This window comes from Nocardia sp. Tas62D01, from assembly GCF_055232035.1.
In genome coordinates, this window is the sequence record NZ_JBUYUZ010000001.1 from 4,689,905 (window position 1) to 4,708,982 (window position 19,078).

At 68.2% G+C, this 19,078-nt stretch carries 1 protein-coding gene and 1 pseudogene; both read left to right on the forward strand.

Features of this window, described 5'->3' with window-relative positions; genetic code table 11:
* Positions 1-311 precede the first annotated feature (311 nt).
* Positions 312-7,655, forward strand: coding sequence for an amino acid adenylation domain-containing protein (locus ACV7NQ_RS22220; protein ID WP_463365769.1), 7,344 nt, complete (start codon positions 312-314; stop codon positions 7,653-7,655).
* A gap of 282 nt (positions 7,656-7,937) precedes the next feature.
* Positions 7,938-18,980: pseudogene (locus ACV7NQ_RS22225) on the forward strand (amino acid adenylation domain-containing protein); the annotation flags it as partial.
* Positions 18,981-19,078 lie beyond the last annotated feature (98 nt).

Consider the following 19,078-nt stretch of genomic DNA (forward strand, 5'->3'; position numbering starts at 1 on the left):
GCACCTTACTGGGGCGTAACACCGCGTGCGCACACTCGATGGAGGTGATGGACGCTGCAAGGCTTTGCAACATCCGACATACCCCGAACAGATGTGCAGACACAACTCGGGCGGTCGCCGTCGGCCGCCTACACTTGTCTCGTTGCACGGGCGTATCGGCCCCGATAGACACCTCGGGGGCGGGGGTTTGGAGATAGTTCGGCCGCGCGGCCCAGCTTGACGCGAGAGGTGAATGCACTCGAATGGATACTGCTCGGCGTTCTGTTCGTGGTAGCCGTCGTCGCCGGTCGGGGGCACCGCTTTTCGGGCAGCTGCTGACCGCCGCGGTCGAGTCCGCGGCGGATTCGGTGGCGATCCGGTTCAATCCGACGGGTGCGCCCGCCGATCAGCGGGAGCTCACCTACCGCGAGCTGGACGAGGCGTCCTCGCGGCTGGCACGCGAGTTGATCGATCGCGGCGCCGGACCTGGCGATCTGGTGGCGATCGCGATCACCCGTTCGGTGGAGTCGGTGCTCGCGGTGTGGGCCGTCGCGAAGACCGGCGCCGCGTACGTGCCGGTCGATCCGGCGTATCCGGCGGACCGGATCGCGCACATCCTGTCCGATTCGGGTGCTGTTTTCGGTTTGACCACCCGTGCGCATCGCGCGGGCCTCGGGACCTTGGTCTACTGGATCGAACTCGACGATCCGGTGGTCACCGAACGGTTCGCCGCCCGGCCGGAGTATCCGATTTCCTATACCGATCGCGTCCGGCCGCTCGTCGAAACGCATCCGGCCTATGCCATCTATACTTCTGGGTCGACCGGGCTGCCGAAGGGTGTCGTGGTCACCCACACCGGTCTGGTCGGCATGGTCACCGCGCAGTGCGAGCGCTATGGGGTGACGGGCGAGTCCCGGGTGACGCAGCTGAGCTCCCCGAGTTTCGATTTCTCGCTGATGGAGATGTTGTTCACGTTCTACTCGGGCGCCACGCTGGTGATCGTGCCGCCACAGGTGTTCGGCGGCGCCGAGCTGGCCGAGCTGGTGCGCAGGGAACGGATCACCCACCTGTTGATCACCCCGGGCGCGCTGGAGTCGGTCGAGGCCACCGATCTGGATGAGCTGCGGGTTGTCGTATTGGGCGGGGACCGGGTCAATCCCGAGCTCGTCGGGCGCTGGGCCACCGCCGACCGCGAGCTCTACAACGCCTACGGCCCGACCGAGGCCACCGTCATGGTCACCACCACCGAACCGATGCGGCCCGGCGAGCCCGTCACCATCGGTTCGACCATCCCGGGGGTCGGCGCGTTTGTCCTGGATTCGCGCATGCGGCCGGTGCCCGCCGGTGTGCTCGGCGAGCTGTACGTGTCCGGAGTGGCGCTGGCACAGGGCTATCTCGGACGGGCGGGTTCGACCGCGGAACGTTTCGTGGCCAATCCGTTCGGCACGGGCACCGGCACCGAGGGCGCCCGGCTCTACCGCACCGGCGACCTGGTCCGGCGGCGCGAATCCGATGGCGTCTTCGAATATTTGGGCCGCTCCGATTTCCAGGTGAAGATCCGCGGCCTGCGCGTCGAACTCGGTGAGATCGACACCGCGCTGACCGCCCACCCCGATATCGACTTCGCCGCGACCCTCGGCACCACGCTGCCGTCGGGGGTGATGGCACTGGTCGCCTACGTGCTGCCGCACCCGGGCCGCACCGTCGATACCGGCCGACTCGCGGCCTTCGTCGGAAAATCGTTGCCCGCGTACATGGTTCCCACGGCGATCATGGTGCTCGACGACATTCCGCTGACCCCGGTCGGCAAGCTCGACCGCGCGGCGTTGCCCGAACCGGTGTTCGCGACCCGGCAGTTCCGCGCACCGTCCACACCGGTGCAGCGGATTGTCGCCGACGTCTTCCAGGTGCTGCTGGTCGCCGACGAACCGGAGGACGAAGGGGTCGGCGCGGACGACGACTTCTTCGAGCTGGGCGGCAATTCACTGCTTGCGGTGCAGGCCACAGCCCGCATCGGCAACGCACTCGAGGTGCGGGTGCCGGTGCAGTTGCTCTTCGAGGCGTCCACGGTTGTGGCGCTGGCCGCGCGGGTAGAGCGGCTGACTGACGCGGCCGCCGGGCCCGCGCTGGGTACCGTGGCGCGGCCCGACCGGATTCCGCTGTCGTATGCGCAGCAACGGATGTGGTTCCTGAACCGGTTCGATCCGGCCAGCGCGGTCAACAACATTCCGGTCGCGGTGGGGCTGTCCGGTCGGCTCGATATCGACGCGCTGCGGGACGCGGTGCGCGATGTGGTGGCGCGGCACGAGTCGCTGCGCACGATCTATCCGGATGTCGACGGCGAGGGCTTCCAGGTCGTGCTGCCCGTCGAAGATGCCGGGGCGGTTGCGGATCTCACGGTGCAGGCCGCGGCCGAGATCGATCTGCCGCGATTCGTCACCGAAACCATGGTCGGCGGATTCGACGTGACCGCGGCGCCGCCGGTGCGGCTGCGGCTGTTCCAGCTGAGCGAATCCGAGCATGTGCTGGTGTGCGTGGTCCACCACATCGCGGGCGACGGCTTCTCGATCGGCCCGCTGACCCGGGACTTGATGTCCGCGTACGCGAATCGATCCCGCGGTGCGGAGCCGGACTGGTCCCCGCTGCCGGTGCAGTACGCCGATTACACGATCTGGCAGCGCGCGGCCCTCGGCAGCGAGGACGACGCGAATTCGGTGCTGGCCGAGCAGATCGCTTACTGGCGGGACGAATTGGCAGCGCTCCCCGGGCAATTGGAGCTGCCGGTGGACCGGCCGCGTCCGGTCGTTGCCACCAACAGCGGCGCCGCCATCGGCTTCGGTATCGACGTGCAGGTGCACGAGGCGCTGCGCGGCATTGCGCAACAACACAATTCGACGCTATTCATGGTGGTGCACGCCGCACTGGCGGTACTGCTGGCGCGACTGTCCGGTACCAGGGACATCGCGATCGGCACCCCGATCGCCGGCCGCGGCGAGGCCGCAATCGACGACCTGGTCGGCATGTTCGTCAATACCCTGGTGCTGCGGACCGATATCGACCCGGGCAGCACCTTCGATCAGCTGCTTCGCGAGGTGCGCCGGATCGACGTGAACGCCTTCGGTAATGCGGATGTGCCGTTCGAGCGACTGGTCGAGCTACTCGATCCGGTCCGTTCGACGGCGCGGCATCCGCTGTTCCAGGTAATGCTGACCTTTCAGAATCTGGCACCGACCGAGCTGGAACTTCCCGGTCTCACCGTCACGGGCACGGATATGGCGATACCGCTGGCGAAGTTCGACCTGCAGCTCGAAGTGGTCGAGGATATTGATCCGGATGGTGCCGCCCAAGGCATTTCGGCCCAATTCATCTATGCGACCGACCTGTTCGACGCGGCGACCGTGCGGGACTTCGCCGATCGCTTCCGTCAAATCCTGGCCGCGGTGGCCGCCGATTCCGCTGTGGTGGTGGGCGATATCGATGTGTTCGCGCCGGGGGAGCGCGAACTCGTACTGCACGAATGGAATACACCCGGCGTGCGGGTGCCCGAAGTGACGCTGGTCGACCTCGTCGCGACGCAGGTGAAGCAGCGGCCCAACGCCCTCGCGGTGCGCTTCGGTGATACCGCCCTGACCTTCGCCGAGTTGCACCGCCGAGCCAGCCGGGTGGCGCGCGCCTTGATCGCCCGAGGCGCCGGGCCGGAATCGCTGGTGGCCGTTGCCGTCCCGCGAACCGAGGACCTGCCCGTCGCCCTGCTCGGTGTGTTGATGTCCGGCGCCGGGTACCTGCCCATCGACACCGCCTATCCGGCGCAGCGGCTGGAGTTCATGCTCACGGACGCGGCGCCGGTGTGTGTGCTCACCACCGTGAACGAACGGGAAGCCGTGCCCTCCGGCGCTATTCCCGTTGTGCTGCTGGAGGATACCGTCGACTTCAGTGACGCCACGGTCAAGAATGTCGATCGGATCGCGGCGCTGCGCCCGGACAATCTGGCCTACGTCATCTACACCTCGGGCTCGACCGGCACGCCCAAGGGCGTCGGCGTCGCGCACCGCAATGTGCTGGAGCTGTTCGCCAACACCCAGCTGCTGTTCGAGTTCGACGAGACCGATGTGTGGACGCTATTCCACTCCTCCGCTTTCGACTTCTCGGTGTGGGAGCTGTGGTGTGCGCTGGCCAATGGCGGCTCCGTGGTGGTGGTCGACCATCTCACCTCACGTTCGCCGGAACAGTTCCGCGAGTTGCTGATTCGCGAACGCGTGACGGTGCTCAACCAGACACCCTCGGCGTTCTATCAGCTGGCCGAGGCGGATCGGGCGTCGCATGCCGCCGATCAGGGCAAGTTGGCGCTGCGGTACGTGGTGTTCGGCGGCGAGGCATTGGATCTGCGCCAGCTGAAACCCTGGTACGAGCGGCACGCGATGAACGAGCCGTGGCTGGTGAACATGTACGGCATCACCGAAACCACGGTGCACGTGTCGTTCCTGTCGCTCGACGACCGGCTGGTCGACAATACGGCGAGTGTGATCGGCCGGGCCCTGCCCGGGCTGGACGCATACGTGCTCGACAACCGACTGCATCCGGCTCCGGTCGGGGTGGCCGGGGAGATATACGTCGCGGGCGCCCAGCTGTCGCGTGGCTATCTCGGCAGGCCGGGGCTGGCCGCGACCCGCTTCGTGGCAAATCCGTTCGGCGCGCCGGGATCTCGGATGTATCGCAGCGGCGATGTCGGCCGCTGGGTCGGTTTCGGCGGCGAGGCCGGCCTGGAGTACGCGGGCCGCGGCGATCAGCAGGTGCAGCTGCGCGGGTTCCGGATCGAGCTCGGCGAGATCGAATCCGCGCTGTTGCGCTGCGCCGGGGTGAGCCAGGCCGCCGTGCTGGTCCGCTCCGACGAGCACACCGGCGATCGACTGATCGGCTATGTGGTGCCCGCCGCTTCGACGGATGCCGATGCGGCGCAGCTGGATCCGATCGACCTTCGCACCCGGGTCGCCGAATTCCTCACCGGCTACATGGTTCCCGACGCGGTCGTGATCATCGACGCACTGCCGCTCACCCCCAATGGCAAGCTCGACCGAAAAGCACTGCCCGCACCGGAATTCGTCAGCGACGCCACCTTCCGCGCCCCGGGCTCGCCGATCGAACAGGCCGTCGCCGAGGTATTCGCCGGACTGCTCGGCGTCGCCGAGGTGGGCCGCGACGACGACTTCTTCGTGCTCGGCGGCAACTCGCTGCTCGCCACCAAGGCCATCGCCCGAATCAACGAGGCGCTGCACGCGAATGTGGTAGTGCGAGAGTTGTTCGAGGCCAGCACCGTTGCTGCGCTCGCGGCGCGGATCGTGCCCGGTGCCGGCGTCGGCGCCCGTCCGCCGCTGGAGCGCGCCGTCCGGCCCGATCAGGTGCCGCTGTCGCTGGCCCAGCAACGGATGTGGGTGCTGAACCGGCTCGATCCGGATTCGCTCGCCTATAACATCCCGATGGCGATCCGGCTGACCGGCGCACTGGATGTCTCCGCGCTGCGGTATGCCGTCGCCGACGTGCTGGAGCGGCATGAATCGCTGCGCACCCGCTACCCGACGGACGGCCCCGGTGGACTGCCGTATCAGGAGATCCTGTCGGTCGACCAGATGCTGCCCAGTGGCCTCCAGGTCGAGATCACCGCCGACCCCGTCGCGCGTCTTACCGAGATGATGTCGCGCGGATTCGATGTGACAGCACAGGTTCCGGTGCGGGCGCTGCTGCTCGATGTCACCGCTGCGTTGCGCCGACCAGGCGCCACCGAGGTGCATCTGCTGGTCTTGGTGGTGCATCACATCACCGCTGATGGCGCCTCGATGGCGCCGCTGTCCCGTGACCTGGTGACCGCGTATCTCGCACGCATCCACGGCACTTCGCCCGGTTGGCGGCCGCTGGAGGTGCAGTACGCGGACTTCGCGATCTGGCAGCGCCAGGTCATCGGCGCCGATGATGACGAGAACTCCGTCGCCGCACGGCAATTGGCGTACTGGCGCGCACAACTCGCCGGATTATCCGGCCCGCTGGACCTTCCGCTGGATCGGCCGCGGCCGCAGGTGCCGTCCATGCGTGGCGCATCGACCGGGATCAGCGTGCCCGCCGAGGTGCACGAGGGTCTCGTTCGCATTGCGCGGGAACACCATTCGACGCTATTCATGGTCGTGCACGCGGCGTTGGCCGCGCTGCTGGCGCGGTTGTCCGGCAGCTCCGATATCACGGTCGGCACGCCCTACGCCGGGCGCGGTGAGCGTGCACTCGACGATCTGGTCGGCATGTTCGTCAATTCGCTCACGCTGCGCACCGCAGTGCACGCCGGGACCAGCTTCGCCGCACTGGTGGATCAGGCCAGGGAGACTGACCTTTCGGCATTCGCCAACGCGGACATTCCGTTCGAGCGCGTGGTGGAGGAGACGGTCGTCGCGCGCACCGCCGCGCACCATCCGCTGTTCCAGGTGGCGCTGTCCTTCGAGGATGCCCAGGCGCCGACCCTGGAATTGCCCGGGCTTTCGGTCACCGGACTCGACGGCGGTGCGGTCACCGCGAAGTTCGACCTGCAGGTGATCGTCGAGCCGCGGCATCGCGCCGATGGTTCGCCCGACATGGTCGCGGTATTCGCCTATGCGACCGACATTTTCGACGACGCGACGGTGCAGACATTCGCGCGCCGCTTCGAACGCATCCTGGCCGCCGTCGCCGCCGATCCGCAGGTGTGTGTCGGCGATATCGACATCCTCGACGCCAAGGAACGCGATCGCGTCCTTGCCGGACGGGATGCGACAGTCGCGACGAGCACCGAGAATTCGGCGTCGACCGCGCGGATCGCGCCTGCCCAATTGTTCGCCGTCGCGGTGGAAACCGATCCGGCCGGACCCGCGGTGGTGTCCGGCGAAGCCGAGGTGACCTACGAGGACCTCGACGCCCGTTCCTCACGACTGGCCCGGGTGCTGATCGGGCACGGCTGCGGCCCCGGCGCCGGAGTCGGCGTTCGACTCGATCGCGGTCTCGATGCGGTGACCACCATCTGGGCGGTGCTGAAGGCGGGCGCCGCACTGGTTTTGGTGCGGGCGCTGGACTCGCCACTGCCGGGTGAGCCGGCCATCAAGGTGGGCATCAGTGCGGCCGGCGAGGTCACGCGCGGCGCATCGCCGACCGCGGGCACCGATTGGCTGCTGCTCGACGACCCCGCCGTGGCCGCCGAAATCGGCCTCCAATCGGCCAAGCCGGTGACCTATGCGAGCCGGCCCCGAACCCTGCGTGGCGATGATCCGGCGTTCGTGCTCGCCGCGACGGGCGGCACGCTGACCTACGACGAATTGGCGGCCGTGGCCGATCGGCTCGCCGTCCGCACCGGGCTCACCTTCGAATCCCGCACCTTCCAGCACGGCAGCCCGGACACGCTGGCCACTGTGCTCGAGGTGGTCGCCGCGGGCGCGACCGGCGCCTCGGTGGTGATCGCACCCGAAATCGGGGAGGCCGAGCTGCCGGCCGTGCTGGCCGACGAATGGGTGACGCATCTGTTCACCGACGCCGTCGGTCTCGCCACCGTCGACCCGATCGATTCGGCAGAACTGCAGGTGGTGGTGCTCGATGACGGTGCAGGTCGCGCGGCGCAGGCCAGCGGAAATGGCGTCGAGATCCTCGCCCTGCCCGATCTGCTCGGGTAGTCGGCCACAATTTTGCCGCGCGACCCCATAATGTAGGCGGTCCCCGCGGCAGCGGTGCCGTGTCCGCCGCGAGCTACCGCGGAGTGCACTCGGTAACGATTGTCGTGCGCCCCTGCGATGCTCTTGCGTAGGACGCTGTGGGGGGAGCACGTTCGGGTTAATAGGTAAGGTGAGCTGCTTCATGTTTCGCGTGGTCGGACAACGTCGGCACGAGGTATGGGCAGCGGTGTACGCATGACGCGCACGGCTCGCATGCGCCCCACCAGGATTGGACGGGCACGCACCACCACCCTGCCGCAGCTGATCGCGGCCGCTGTCGAGGCGAATCCGGCCGGGGTAGCTGTTGTTTTCGCAGACGCGACCAGTAGGTCCGTCGCGCTGAGTTACGCCGAACTCGACGAGCGGTCGACCCGGCTGGCGCGTTTGCTCATCGAGGGTGGCGTCGGTCCCGAAGACCTGGTGGCGGTCGCCATGCCACGGTCGGTGCATTCGGTGCTCGCGGTGTGGGCGGTGGCCAAGACCGGTGCCGGGTTCGTTCCGGTGGATCCGAACTATCCGGCGGATCGGGTCGCGCACATGATCGCCGACTCCGGGGTGAGCTTCGGCCTGACCGTCGCCTCGGCCCGCCACGGTCTGCCCGACCTGGCCCAATGGCTGGTCATCGACACTCCGGACTGCACACAGTTGCTGGAGAAGTATCCGGCGGAACTGATCACCTATCTCGATCGTGTGCGTCCGCTCTACGCCGAACATCCGGCCTATGTCATCTACACCTCCGGATCCACCGGAAAGCCCAAGGGCGTGGTCGTCACCCAGGCCGGGTTGGCGCGCTTCTGTGACGAGCAACGGGCGCGCTATCGCGTGACGCGTAACTCGCGCACCCTGCATTTCGCGTCGCCGTCGTTCGACGCGTCGGTGCTGGAGTTGCTGCTCGCCCTCGGCGGCGCCGCGACCATGGTGGTAGTGGCTCCGACCGTGTACGGCGGCACGGAACTCGCCACGGTGCTGCGCCGGGAAGCGGTGACGCACGCGTTCGTCACCCCGGCGGCGCTGGCATCGGTGGATCCGGTGGAGCTGGACGATCTGGGCGTGGTCATCGTCGGTGGTGACGTGTGCCCGCCGGAACTGGTGCGGCGGTGGGTGGTGCCGATCGCGGACGGCCGGTTCCGGGAGTTCTTCGACGCCTACGGTCCCACCGAGGCCACCGTCGCGACCAATATCAGTGCGGCGCTGGCGCCGGGCGCGCCGGTGACCATCGGCGCGCCGATCCGTGGGATCGCCGCATACGTGCTCAACGATCGGCTGACGCCGGTGCCCGACCGGGTGGTCGGCGAGCTGTATGTCGCCGGAGCCCAACTGGCCCGCGGCTACCACGGCCAACCGGCGCTCACCGCCGCCCGCTTCGTGGCGAATCCGTTCGATCCGAGCAGCGGCAGGCTCTACCGCACCGGCGACCTGGTGCGCTGGACGGTAACGGGCGAGCTCGAGTACGTGGGCCGCAATGACTCTCAGGTGAAGATCCGCGGCTTCCGTATCGAGCTCGGCGAGATCGATACGGTGCTGGCCTCGCACCCCGGCGTCGATCTCGCTCTCACCGTCGGCCACCAACTCGACAGCGGAGCCACGATCCTGGCCTCCTACGTGCATGCCGCCAACGGGATATCCGTGGACACCGCGGCATTGGCGGCGCTGGCCGAGCGGAGTCTGCCCGCCCACATGGTGCCGACGGCCATCACCGTGCTCGACGAGGTTCCGCTGACGCCGATGGGCAAGCTGGACCGGAATGCCTTGCCCGCGCCGGTGTTGGAGGCGAAGGTGTTTCGCGCGCCGTCGACACCGTTCGAGGAGATCGTCGCGGGCACCTTCGTTGACGTGCTCGGCGTCACGCGGATCGGCTTGGACGACGACTTCTTCGAACTCGGCGGCAATTCGCTGCTCGCCACCCAGGTGAGCGCGCGTCTGGAGGCCGCGCTGGACACCCGGCTCGCGGTCCGGGATCTGTTCGAAGCGCCGACGGTCGGCGCGCTGGCCGAGGTGGTCGAGCGCAACGCGGGCTCCGGTCGCAGCAGGCCGCGGCTGGTGGCGGGTGAACGGCCCGCGCGGATTCCGCTTTCGCTGGCGCAGCAACGGTATTGGTTCCTCAACCAGTTCGACACGACCACCTCGGCGGTGGACAACATCCCGCTCGCGGTGCGGTTGTCGGGCGAATTGGATGTGGTCGCGCTCGGCGCCGCGATCGGTGACGTACTCAACCGGCACGAGGTACTGCGCACCACCTATCCGAGCTCCGGCGATCGTCCGCATCAGGTGATTCACCCGGTGCCGGAGACCCCGTTCGCGCTGCTGCCGTTGGAGGTGGAGGAAGCGGACCTGGTGCCCAGGCTCATCGACTTCGCGCTGACCACCTTCGATGTGACCGTCGAGGTGCCGCTCGCGATGACGCTGTTGCGACTGGCCCCGGACGAGCACGTGGTGTCGTTCGTGGTGCACCATGTGGCCGCCGACGGCGCCTCGATGGGGCCGCTGGCACGCGATCTGATGGTGGCCTACGTCGCACGGGTGGCCGGGCGTGCGCCGCAATGGGTTCCGCTGCCGGTGCAGTATGCCGACTACGCGCTGTGGGAACGCGCCGTACTCGGCGACGAGAACGATCCGGAATCCATTGCAGCCAAGCAGATCTCGTACTGGCAGGGGGCGCTCGCCGGACTGCCGGATGAGCTCGAGCTGCCGACGGATCGACCGCGCCCGCCCGCCCAGTCGTTCCAGGGCAAGGCGGTTCGTTTCGCGATCTCCCCGGACCGGCATGCGCGGCTGCACGAGCTGGCGCGTGCCAATCACGCGTCGCTGTTCATGGTGGTGCACACGGCAGTGGCGGTACTGCTGGCCCGGTTGTCGGGCAGCGATGACATTGCGGTCGGTACGCCGATCGCGGGTCGTGGCGAACGCGAACTAGACGATCTGATCGGCATGTTCGTCAACACCCTGGTGTTCCGCACGAGTGTGGCGGCAGGGGAGCGCTTCTCGGATCTGCTCGTCGACGTGCGGGAACGGGACCTGGAGGCGTTCGCGAACGCCGACGTGCCGTTCGAGCGGATCGTCGAGGCGCTGAACCCGATGCGTTCCACCTCGCGCAATCCGCTGTTCCAGGTGGGCCTTTCCTTCCAGAACCTGGCCGAGACCACCTTCGAGTTGCCCGGGTTGTCGGTCGCCGGGGTGGAATTCGACCTGCAGCTGGCCAAGACCGATCTGCACATTTCCTTGAACGATCGGTATACCGAGGACGGCACGCCCGCCGAGATCATCGCCGAATTCGCCTATGCCATCGACCTGTTCGACGAGGCGACGGTGCGCGGATTCGCGGAGCGGTTCATCAGGGTGCTGGACGCCGTGATCGCCGATGCCGGGGTGCCGGTCGGCGAGATCGACCTGCTGGCGGCGGAAGAGAGCGCGCGGATTCTGCGCGGGTGGAACGACACCGCGCGCGATGTCGTGTCCGCCGGGCGGGGCACCGGTTCGGCGACGTTGGTGTCGTTGCTGGATGCGACGGTGGCGGCGATGCCGGATGCGGTGGCGTTGGTTGTCGGCCACGGCGAATTGACCTACGCCGGGCTCGATGCGCGGGTGAATCGTTTGGCGCGGTATCTGATCGGGCGTGGTGTGGGCCCGGAGGATCGAGTGGCGTTGGCGATTGCCCGGTCGGTGGATTTGGTGATCGCGATGTACGCGGTGGCGAAGTCGGGTGCGGCATATGTGCCGGTTGATCCGGATCAGCCTGCTGAGCGTGTCGAGTACATCCTCGGGACCGCTGCTCCGGTGTGTGTGTTGACGACCGGTCGTGATGGATTCGCCGCTGCCGCAGTCGATTCCGTGGCGATCGATGAACTCGACCTGTCGGAGTACTCGGATGCTCCGGTGGGTGAGAGCCGTGCGTCCGCCGCGAACACCGCGTATGTGATCTTCACGTCGGGTTCGACCGGTCAGCCGAAGGGCGTCGCGGTCTCGCACGGCGCGATCGTGAACCAGTTGCTCTGGAAGAGGGACGCATTCGGCCTCGGGCCCGACGACGTAGTGCTGCTCAAGACGGCGGCGACCTTCGATCTGTCGGTATGGGAGTTCTGGTCGGCGGCCGTGTGCGGCGGCCGGTTGGTGATCGCCGCGCCGGATGGCCACCGGGATCCGGCCTATCTGAACGAGCTGATGGCGCGCGAGTCGGTGACGACCCTGCATGTGGTGCCTTCGATGCTGGACGCATTGCTGACCGGTCAGCTGCCGGACTCGTTACGCCGGGTGCTTGCCATCGGTGAGGCACTGCCCGCGGCGACCGCACAGCGGTTGCGGCACAACAGTTCCGCCGAGCTGTTCAATCTCTTCGGGCCCACCGAGGCGGCGGTGTCGATCACCAGCCACCGGGTCACCGAGGCCGATGCGATGTCGGTATCGATCGGTGCGCCGGAGTGGAACAGCCGTGTCTACGTGCTGGATGCGCGGCTGCGACTCGTTCCGGTTGGTGTGTCGGGTGAGTTGTATTTGGCGGGTGCGCAATTGGCGCGCGGCTACTTTGGTCGGCCGGACCTGACCGCGGATCGGTTCGTGGCCGATCCCTTCGAGTACGCCTCCCGCATGTACCGCACCGGTGACCTGGTGGCGTGGAATCCTCTGGGCGAGTTGGAGTATCGGGGCCGAATCGACTTCCAGGTGAAGATCCGCGGATTCCGCATCGAGCTCGGCGAGATCGAGGCCGCGGCACTAGCGCTGCCGCAGATCGCGCAGACCGCCGTGCTCGCGCAGTCCGATCCGCGCCTCGGCGACCGGCTGGTGGCCTACCTCGTCCCGGCGGATCTCGGCGCGGGCGTAGACGTGGCCGCGGTGAAGTCGAAGCTGTCGACGGTGCTGCCCTCGTACATGGTGCCCAGCGCCTACGTGGTGCTGGACGCGCTGCCGTTGACACCGAACGGCAAGCTGGATCGGAAGTCGTTGCCGGAACCGGAGTTCGAGACCCGGCTCTTCCGTGCGGCATCGACGCCGATCGAGGAGATCGTCGCGGGTGTCTTCGCCGACGTGCTCGGCGTCGAGCGGGTCGGCGCGGACGACGACTTCTTCGCGCTCGGCGGCAACTCGCTGCTTGCGACGCAGGCCGCGGCGCGGGTCGGCGCGGCGCTGGACGCCCGGGTGCTGGTGCGCACGCTGTTCGAGGCGTCGACCGTCGCGGGATTGGCGGCCAAGGTCGAGCAGAGCGTCGGCGCGGGTGGCCGTCCGGCATTGGTGGTCCGGCCGCGCCCCGAGCGGATCCCCCTGTCGCTTGCGCAACTTCGGATGTGGTTCCTCAACCAGTTCGACACCACCTCGGCGGCCTACAACATCCCGGTGGCGATCCGGCTGTCCGGTGAGCTCGATATCGATGCGCTGCGGCTGGCGGTCGGGGACATGGTCGCCCGACACGAGGTGCTGCGCACGATCTATCCGCAGACCCCCGACGGCCCGGTGCAGCAGGTGTTGGCGCCGCACGAGGTGCGCGTCGATCTGGCGCCGCTGGCGATCGCGGAAGACGCGGTGGGGCAATACGTTCAGCAGATCGTCACCGCAGGGTTCGACGTCGGCGCGGGAATCTCCTTCCGCACCAAGCTGTTCCAGCTCGCCGACAGCGAGTACGTCCTGGTCTTCGTGGCCCATCACATCGGCGCCGACGGCTGGTCGATGGGTCCGCTGGTGCGCGACGTGATGCTCGCCTACTCCGCCCGCATGGACGGTGAGCTGCCCGCATGGGGGCCGCTGCCGGTGCAATACGCGGACTACAGCATCTGGCAGCGGGAGCTGCTCGGCGCGGAATCCGATGCGGAAAGCCTGATCTCGGCGCAGGCCGGATATTGGCGCGCCACGCTCGCGGGCCTGCCCGACGAGCTGAACCTGCCCGCCGATCGGCCCCGTCCCGCGGTGCAGTCCTTCGCGGGCGGCACGACCGATTTCGTGGTCGACGCGCAGGTGTACGCCGGATTGGTCCGGCTGGCACGTGAACACCACGCAACCATGTTCATGGTCGTGCACGCCGCGCTGGCGGTATTCCTGGCCAGGATGTCGGGCACCGACGACATTGCCATCGGCACCGCGGTGGCGGGCCGCGGTGAGGCCGAACTCGACGACATGATCGGCATGTTCGTCAACACCCTGGTCCTGCGTACGCAGGTGCCTGGCGAGCTCACCTTCACCGACCTGCTCGCGCGGACGAAGGAAACCGACCTGCAGGCCTTCGCGCACGCCGACCTGCCGTTCGAGCGGCTGGTCGAACTGCTCAACCCGCAGCGCTCGACTGCTCGGCACCCGTTGTTCCAGGTGGCGCTGTCGTTCCTGAACCTGCCCGACAGCAGTTTCGAACTGCCCGGGCTGCGGGTCGGCACCGTCGACTTCGATATCGCCATCGCGTCCTACGACCTGTCGCTGACCATCTGGGCCGCGGGCGAATCCGTCGACGGTGTCGGCATGCGCGGCGAATTCAGCTTCGCGCGTGACCTTTTCGACGATGCCACGGTGCGGGTATTCGCCGGCCGGTTCACCCGGCTGCTCGCCGCGGTCGCGACCCGGCCGGATACTCCAGTCGGCGACCTGCCGTTGCTCGACACGTCCGAACACACACTGCTGACCGAGCAGCGCCGTGAGCAGGTGTCATCGACAGGTCTGCTGCCGGACCTGCTCACCCGCACCGTCCGGAACAACCCGGAGGCCATCGCCGTTCGCTACGAGGGCAGCTCGATCAGCTACCGCGAACTCGACGAGCACTCCTCACGACTGGCGCGGGTACTGATCGATCGCGGCGTCGGCCCCGAAAGCCTGGTCGCACTGGCATTCCCACGCTCGCTCGCGATGGTCGCCATGGTCTGGGCCGTCGCCAAGGCCGGTGGCGCCCACGTGCCGATCGACCCGACCTATCCTGAGGACCGGATCCGGCACATGGTGACTGATTCCGGCGCGATCGTCGGCGTCACCGCCGCCGCCTATATCGATGAGCTGCCCGGTCGCGGTTGGCTGGTGCTCGACGATCCCGGAACGGAGGCAGTGGTTTCGGCGTATTCGGCCGACCCGGTCACCGACCGCGATCGCGTCGCGCCGCTGCGGGCGCAGCATCCGGCGTACGTGATCTACACCTCGGGTTCGACGGGTGTGCCCAAGGGCGTCATCGTCACCCACGCCGGTCTGGCCGATCTGCTCGACTATTCGACCAAGGTATTCGCGGTCACCCCGCAGCATCGTTTCCTGCATCTGTGCTCGCCCAGCTTCGACCCCTCGATGCTGGAGTGGTTGTGCGCCTTCGGCAATGGCGCGACGCTGGTGATCGCGGCGGCGACGATCCTCGGCGGGGCCGAGTTGGCCGTGCTGCTGCGCACCGAACGGGTGACGCACGCGATCTTTACTCCCGCGGTGCTTGGCACGGTCGACCCTGCGGGGGTGTCCGAGCTCGAATTGCTTTGCGTCGGTGGCGATGTGACCACGCCGGATTTGGTCGCCAAGTGGCAGCCAGGGCGCCGGTATGTCAACGCCTACGGGCCGACCGAGGCGACGATCGCGGCTTCCTATGGCGATCTGAATCCGCGGCGGCGCATCACGATCGGCACGCCGGTCTCCGGAATGTCGTTGCTGGTATTGGATTCACGGTTGCGTCCGGTGCCGCCCGGCGTTGCCGGTGAGCTGTATCTGGCGGGTGCCGCGCTGGGGCGGGGTTATCACAACCGTCCGGGGCTGACGGCGGATCGGTTCGTTGCCGATCCATGGGGCGGCCCCGGCGCGCGGATGTATCGCACCGGGGATGTGGTGCGCTGGTATGCCGAGCCGGGCGAGCGAGCGGGCAATGCCGCGGTACCCGAGGTGGATTGGAAGCTCGACTGGGTCGGCCGCTCGGACTTCCAGGTGAAGATCCGCGGCTTCCGCATCGAACTCGGCGAGATCGACGCGGTGCTGGCCGGCCATCACGATGTCGAGTTCGCGGTCGCCCTCGGGCGCGACACCGCCACGGGCGAAAAGATTCTTGCCGCATACGTTGTGCTTGCGCCGGGCCGAACCATCGATCCCGACGCTCTCGCCGATTACGCAGCGTGCAGCCTGCCGCCGCACATGGTGCCTGCCGCGATCGTTGTGCTCGACGAGGTGCCGCTGACCCCGGTTGGAAAGCTCGACCGTAAGGCGCTGCCCGAGCCCGAACGCGCGCCGCGGCAATACCTGGCGCCGTCGAATCCGCTGGAAAATGTTGTTGCCGAGGTGTTCGCCGAGGTGCTCGGTATCGAGCGGGTCGGCGCGGACGATGACTTCTTCGCGCTCGGCGGCAGTTCGCTGGTGGCGACGCGCGCGGTGAGCCGGTTGCGCACGGAGACCGGCGCCGCGGTGCGGGTGCAGTGGTTCTTCACCGACTCCACCGTCGCGGCCCTGGCTCGCCGAATCGGCGCCGATGGCATCGAAACCGAGGTGAGCGGCGCCGAGCCGAGCGCCGACGCCGCTTTGAAAGTACTGCTGCCGATCCGCGCGGCAGGTGCCGGACAACCGCTGTTCTGCATCCACCCGATGGCCGGATTGTCCTGGTGCTACAGCGGTCTCGCGCCCTACATACCCGTCGATCGACCACTGTTCGGTGTGCAGTCGCCCGCGCTGTCCGAGCCGGACTACCTGCCGGATTCGTTCGACGCGATGGTGCGCCGCTACGTCGCGGAAATCCGCGCTGTGCAACCGGAAGGCCCGTACAACCTGCTCGGCTGGTCCCTCGGCGGCGCGCTCGCGCATGCGGTGGCGGCGCAGTTGCAGTCCGAGGGCGCCGAGGTTGCGTTGCTCGCGTTGCTCGACGGCCGCAGCGGCGGCGATATCGTCGATTTCCGGGCGGAGATTCGGGCCGCGTTCGCCGAGCTCGGCATCGACGCGTTCGGCGGCGGCGAGGGCGTCCTGGATCTCGACGACGCCGCACTGGCCGCGCTGCACGCCGCCATCCCACCGGAGCTGGCGGTGCTGACCCCCGAGCGGCTGCGCCGGATCTACCGCGCCGCGATCCGCTCCGTGGAACTCGCGGTCGCTCACCGGCACAGCGTCTTCCACGGCAGACTCGACTACTTCACCGCCATCGGCCACGACTACGAGTCCACGGCATGGCAGCCCTACGTCGTCGGCGTGATTGTCGATCACCCGATAACGGCAACCCACGAGCAAATGACCTCCCCCGAGGCCCTCGCCGAAATCGGCCCGCGACTCATCGAGCTGCTCGACCCGGACAGCACCCACACGGTCGTGCGGTCCGCGCCAGCGGACGCAACGACATCAGGATTCCTGGAGACGCCGGAAACTCCAGCGACGCCGGAGATCTCGGCAGCGTCGGACCTCGACACACCTCCGGAGGCGCCCGTCGCATGGGGGGCGCCCGCCGTGCCGAATATCACCACCGCGCCGGAAGTGGCGGCCGCACTGAAGATCGCGGCCAGGCTGGAAGCCCAAGCTGCGCTGGACGCCGAGGCTGCGCTGCAAGCCCGAGCTGCGCTGGAAGCCGAGGCCCGGGAAGCCCAAGCTGCGCTGGACGCCGAGGCTGCGCGGGAAAGTCGAGCTGCGCTCGAAGCCGAGGCTGCACCGCAAGCCCGAGTAGCGCTCGAAGCCGAGGCGGCCCGGGAAAGTCGAGCTGCGCTGGACGCCGAGGCTGCCTTGGAAGCTGAGGCTGAGCTAGAAGCCAAGGCTGCGCCGTTGGCTGAGGCCGCGGCCGCGCTGGAAGCTCGAGCCGCCCTGGAAGCCGAAGCCGCGCGGGACGCCAAGGCCGCATTGGACGCCGAGGCTTCGCTGGAAGCTGAGGCTGCGCTGGAAGCTGAGGCTGAGGCTGAGCTGGAAGCCAAGGCTGCGCTGTTGGCTGAGGCCGCGGCTGCGCTGGAAGCTCGGACCGCCCTGGAAGCCGAAGCCGCGCGGGACGCCACGGCCGCGCTGGAAGCCGAGGCGGCGTCGAGAGCTAGGGCAGCCTCGGAGGTGAGGCCAGCGCCGGAAGTGGCGTTCGCGCCGCAGGCCAACCCGACCGCACCGATCCCGGACAATATCGACGACATCTCCGGCCCCCTGTCGCTGACCCCGAATGCCATGCGGCTGTTGGAAATCCGCGTCGAAGTCCGGGCCATCGTCATCGATGTCCCCGTGAACTGCCCGCCCGAGGCCATTCAGTCGGCCGTCGACACCGTGCTCCAACAACACCCGATGCTGTGGGCACGGCTGCGCAAAGACTCCGCTACCGACGTACCGGTATTCGAGATCCCCGCCGCCTCCGAGCGGTTCGACGAAGCCTTCCTGCGGCTGGATCGGGCAGGCGCGCAGACCGCCCCGCCGCTGGACGACGTGGTGCGCGAGGTCGCCACCGAATTGGATCCCGCACTGGGTCGCAATATTCGGTTCGTCCTGGTGCGCGGGCAGGCGACGGCGATGCTGGTGGTCGTGGCCAATGGGTTGGTGGTGGATGACGGCTCCTGGCGCACCATCGTCGACAAGCTGGCCGCGGCCTGGTCGAGTGGCAGGCACGCCACCCCGGCCGTGCCGGAGTCGGGTCTGCGCGCGCTGCTCCGCGCGCTGTCGCGGCGCGCCGAGGGTTTGGTCGCCATCGATGAAATGTCGTGGTGGCAGGACACCTTGAGCGCGGTACCCGCCACCCTCAATCCCGTTGGCGGCGCCAGTCCACGGGTGCGGCGGAGGGTTTCGCTGACGATCACCACCGAGGGCACCGCGGCCGTTGCCGCCGCGGCCGCGGCCTATCAGGCCGGTGTCGACGAGGTCCTGCTGACTGCGGTGGCCCTCACCCTGATCACCGCCGCGAGCGAAACCGTCACCCGCACCATCGGTCCAGTAGCGCGGCTGGCCGCCGACGCCCGATCGTTGACTCTCACCGACACCATCGTGGGCGGGTTTACTACCGACTATCCGCTCCCGCTGCGCCTGGACCGGGTGGACGTGGCGGACGCGCTGATCGGTGGGCCGGCGGCGGGCGTCGCGATCGGGCAGATCCGGGAACTGTGCCGGTCGGTGCCCGCGCGCGGGGTCGGCTACGGCGTATTGCGCTATCTCAACGCCGACACCGCCAACCGACTGCGGGCTCTGCCACGGGGCCGGTTCGCGCTCCGGTATCGCGATCTGCGCCCGGCCAGGGTGCACACCGACGCACCGGTCGGCGACCTGCTGCTGGACATCGCGGCCGACGCGACCGCCGAGGGCCTGCTCGTCCGCTTCGACTATGCCGCCGACGTATTCGGCGCCGACGAGGTGAAGACCTTCGCCGAGCACTGGATCCGGGCGCTGGGCGGGCTGGCCGAGCACGGCCAGCAGTTGCTCGGTAGGTGACGACGCGATGCGCCGAGCCGGGGGCGAAGATGATCATCTTCGGTCAGTTCAGGCATGATGGGGCAACATTGTGGTAACGATGCCCTCTGTTGTCACGA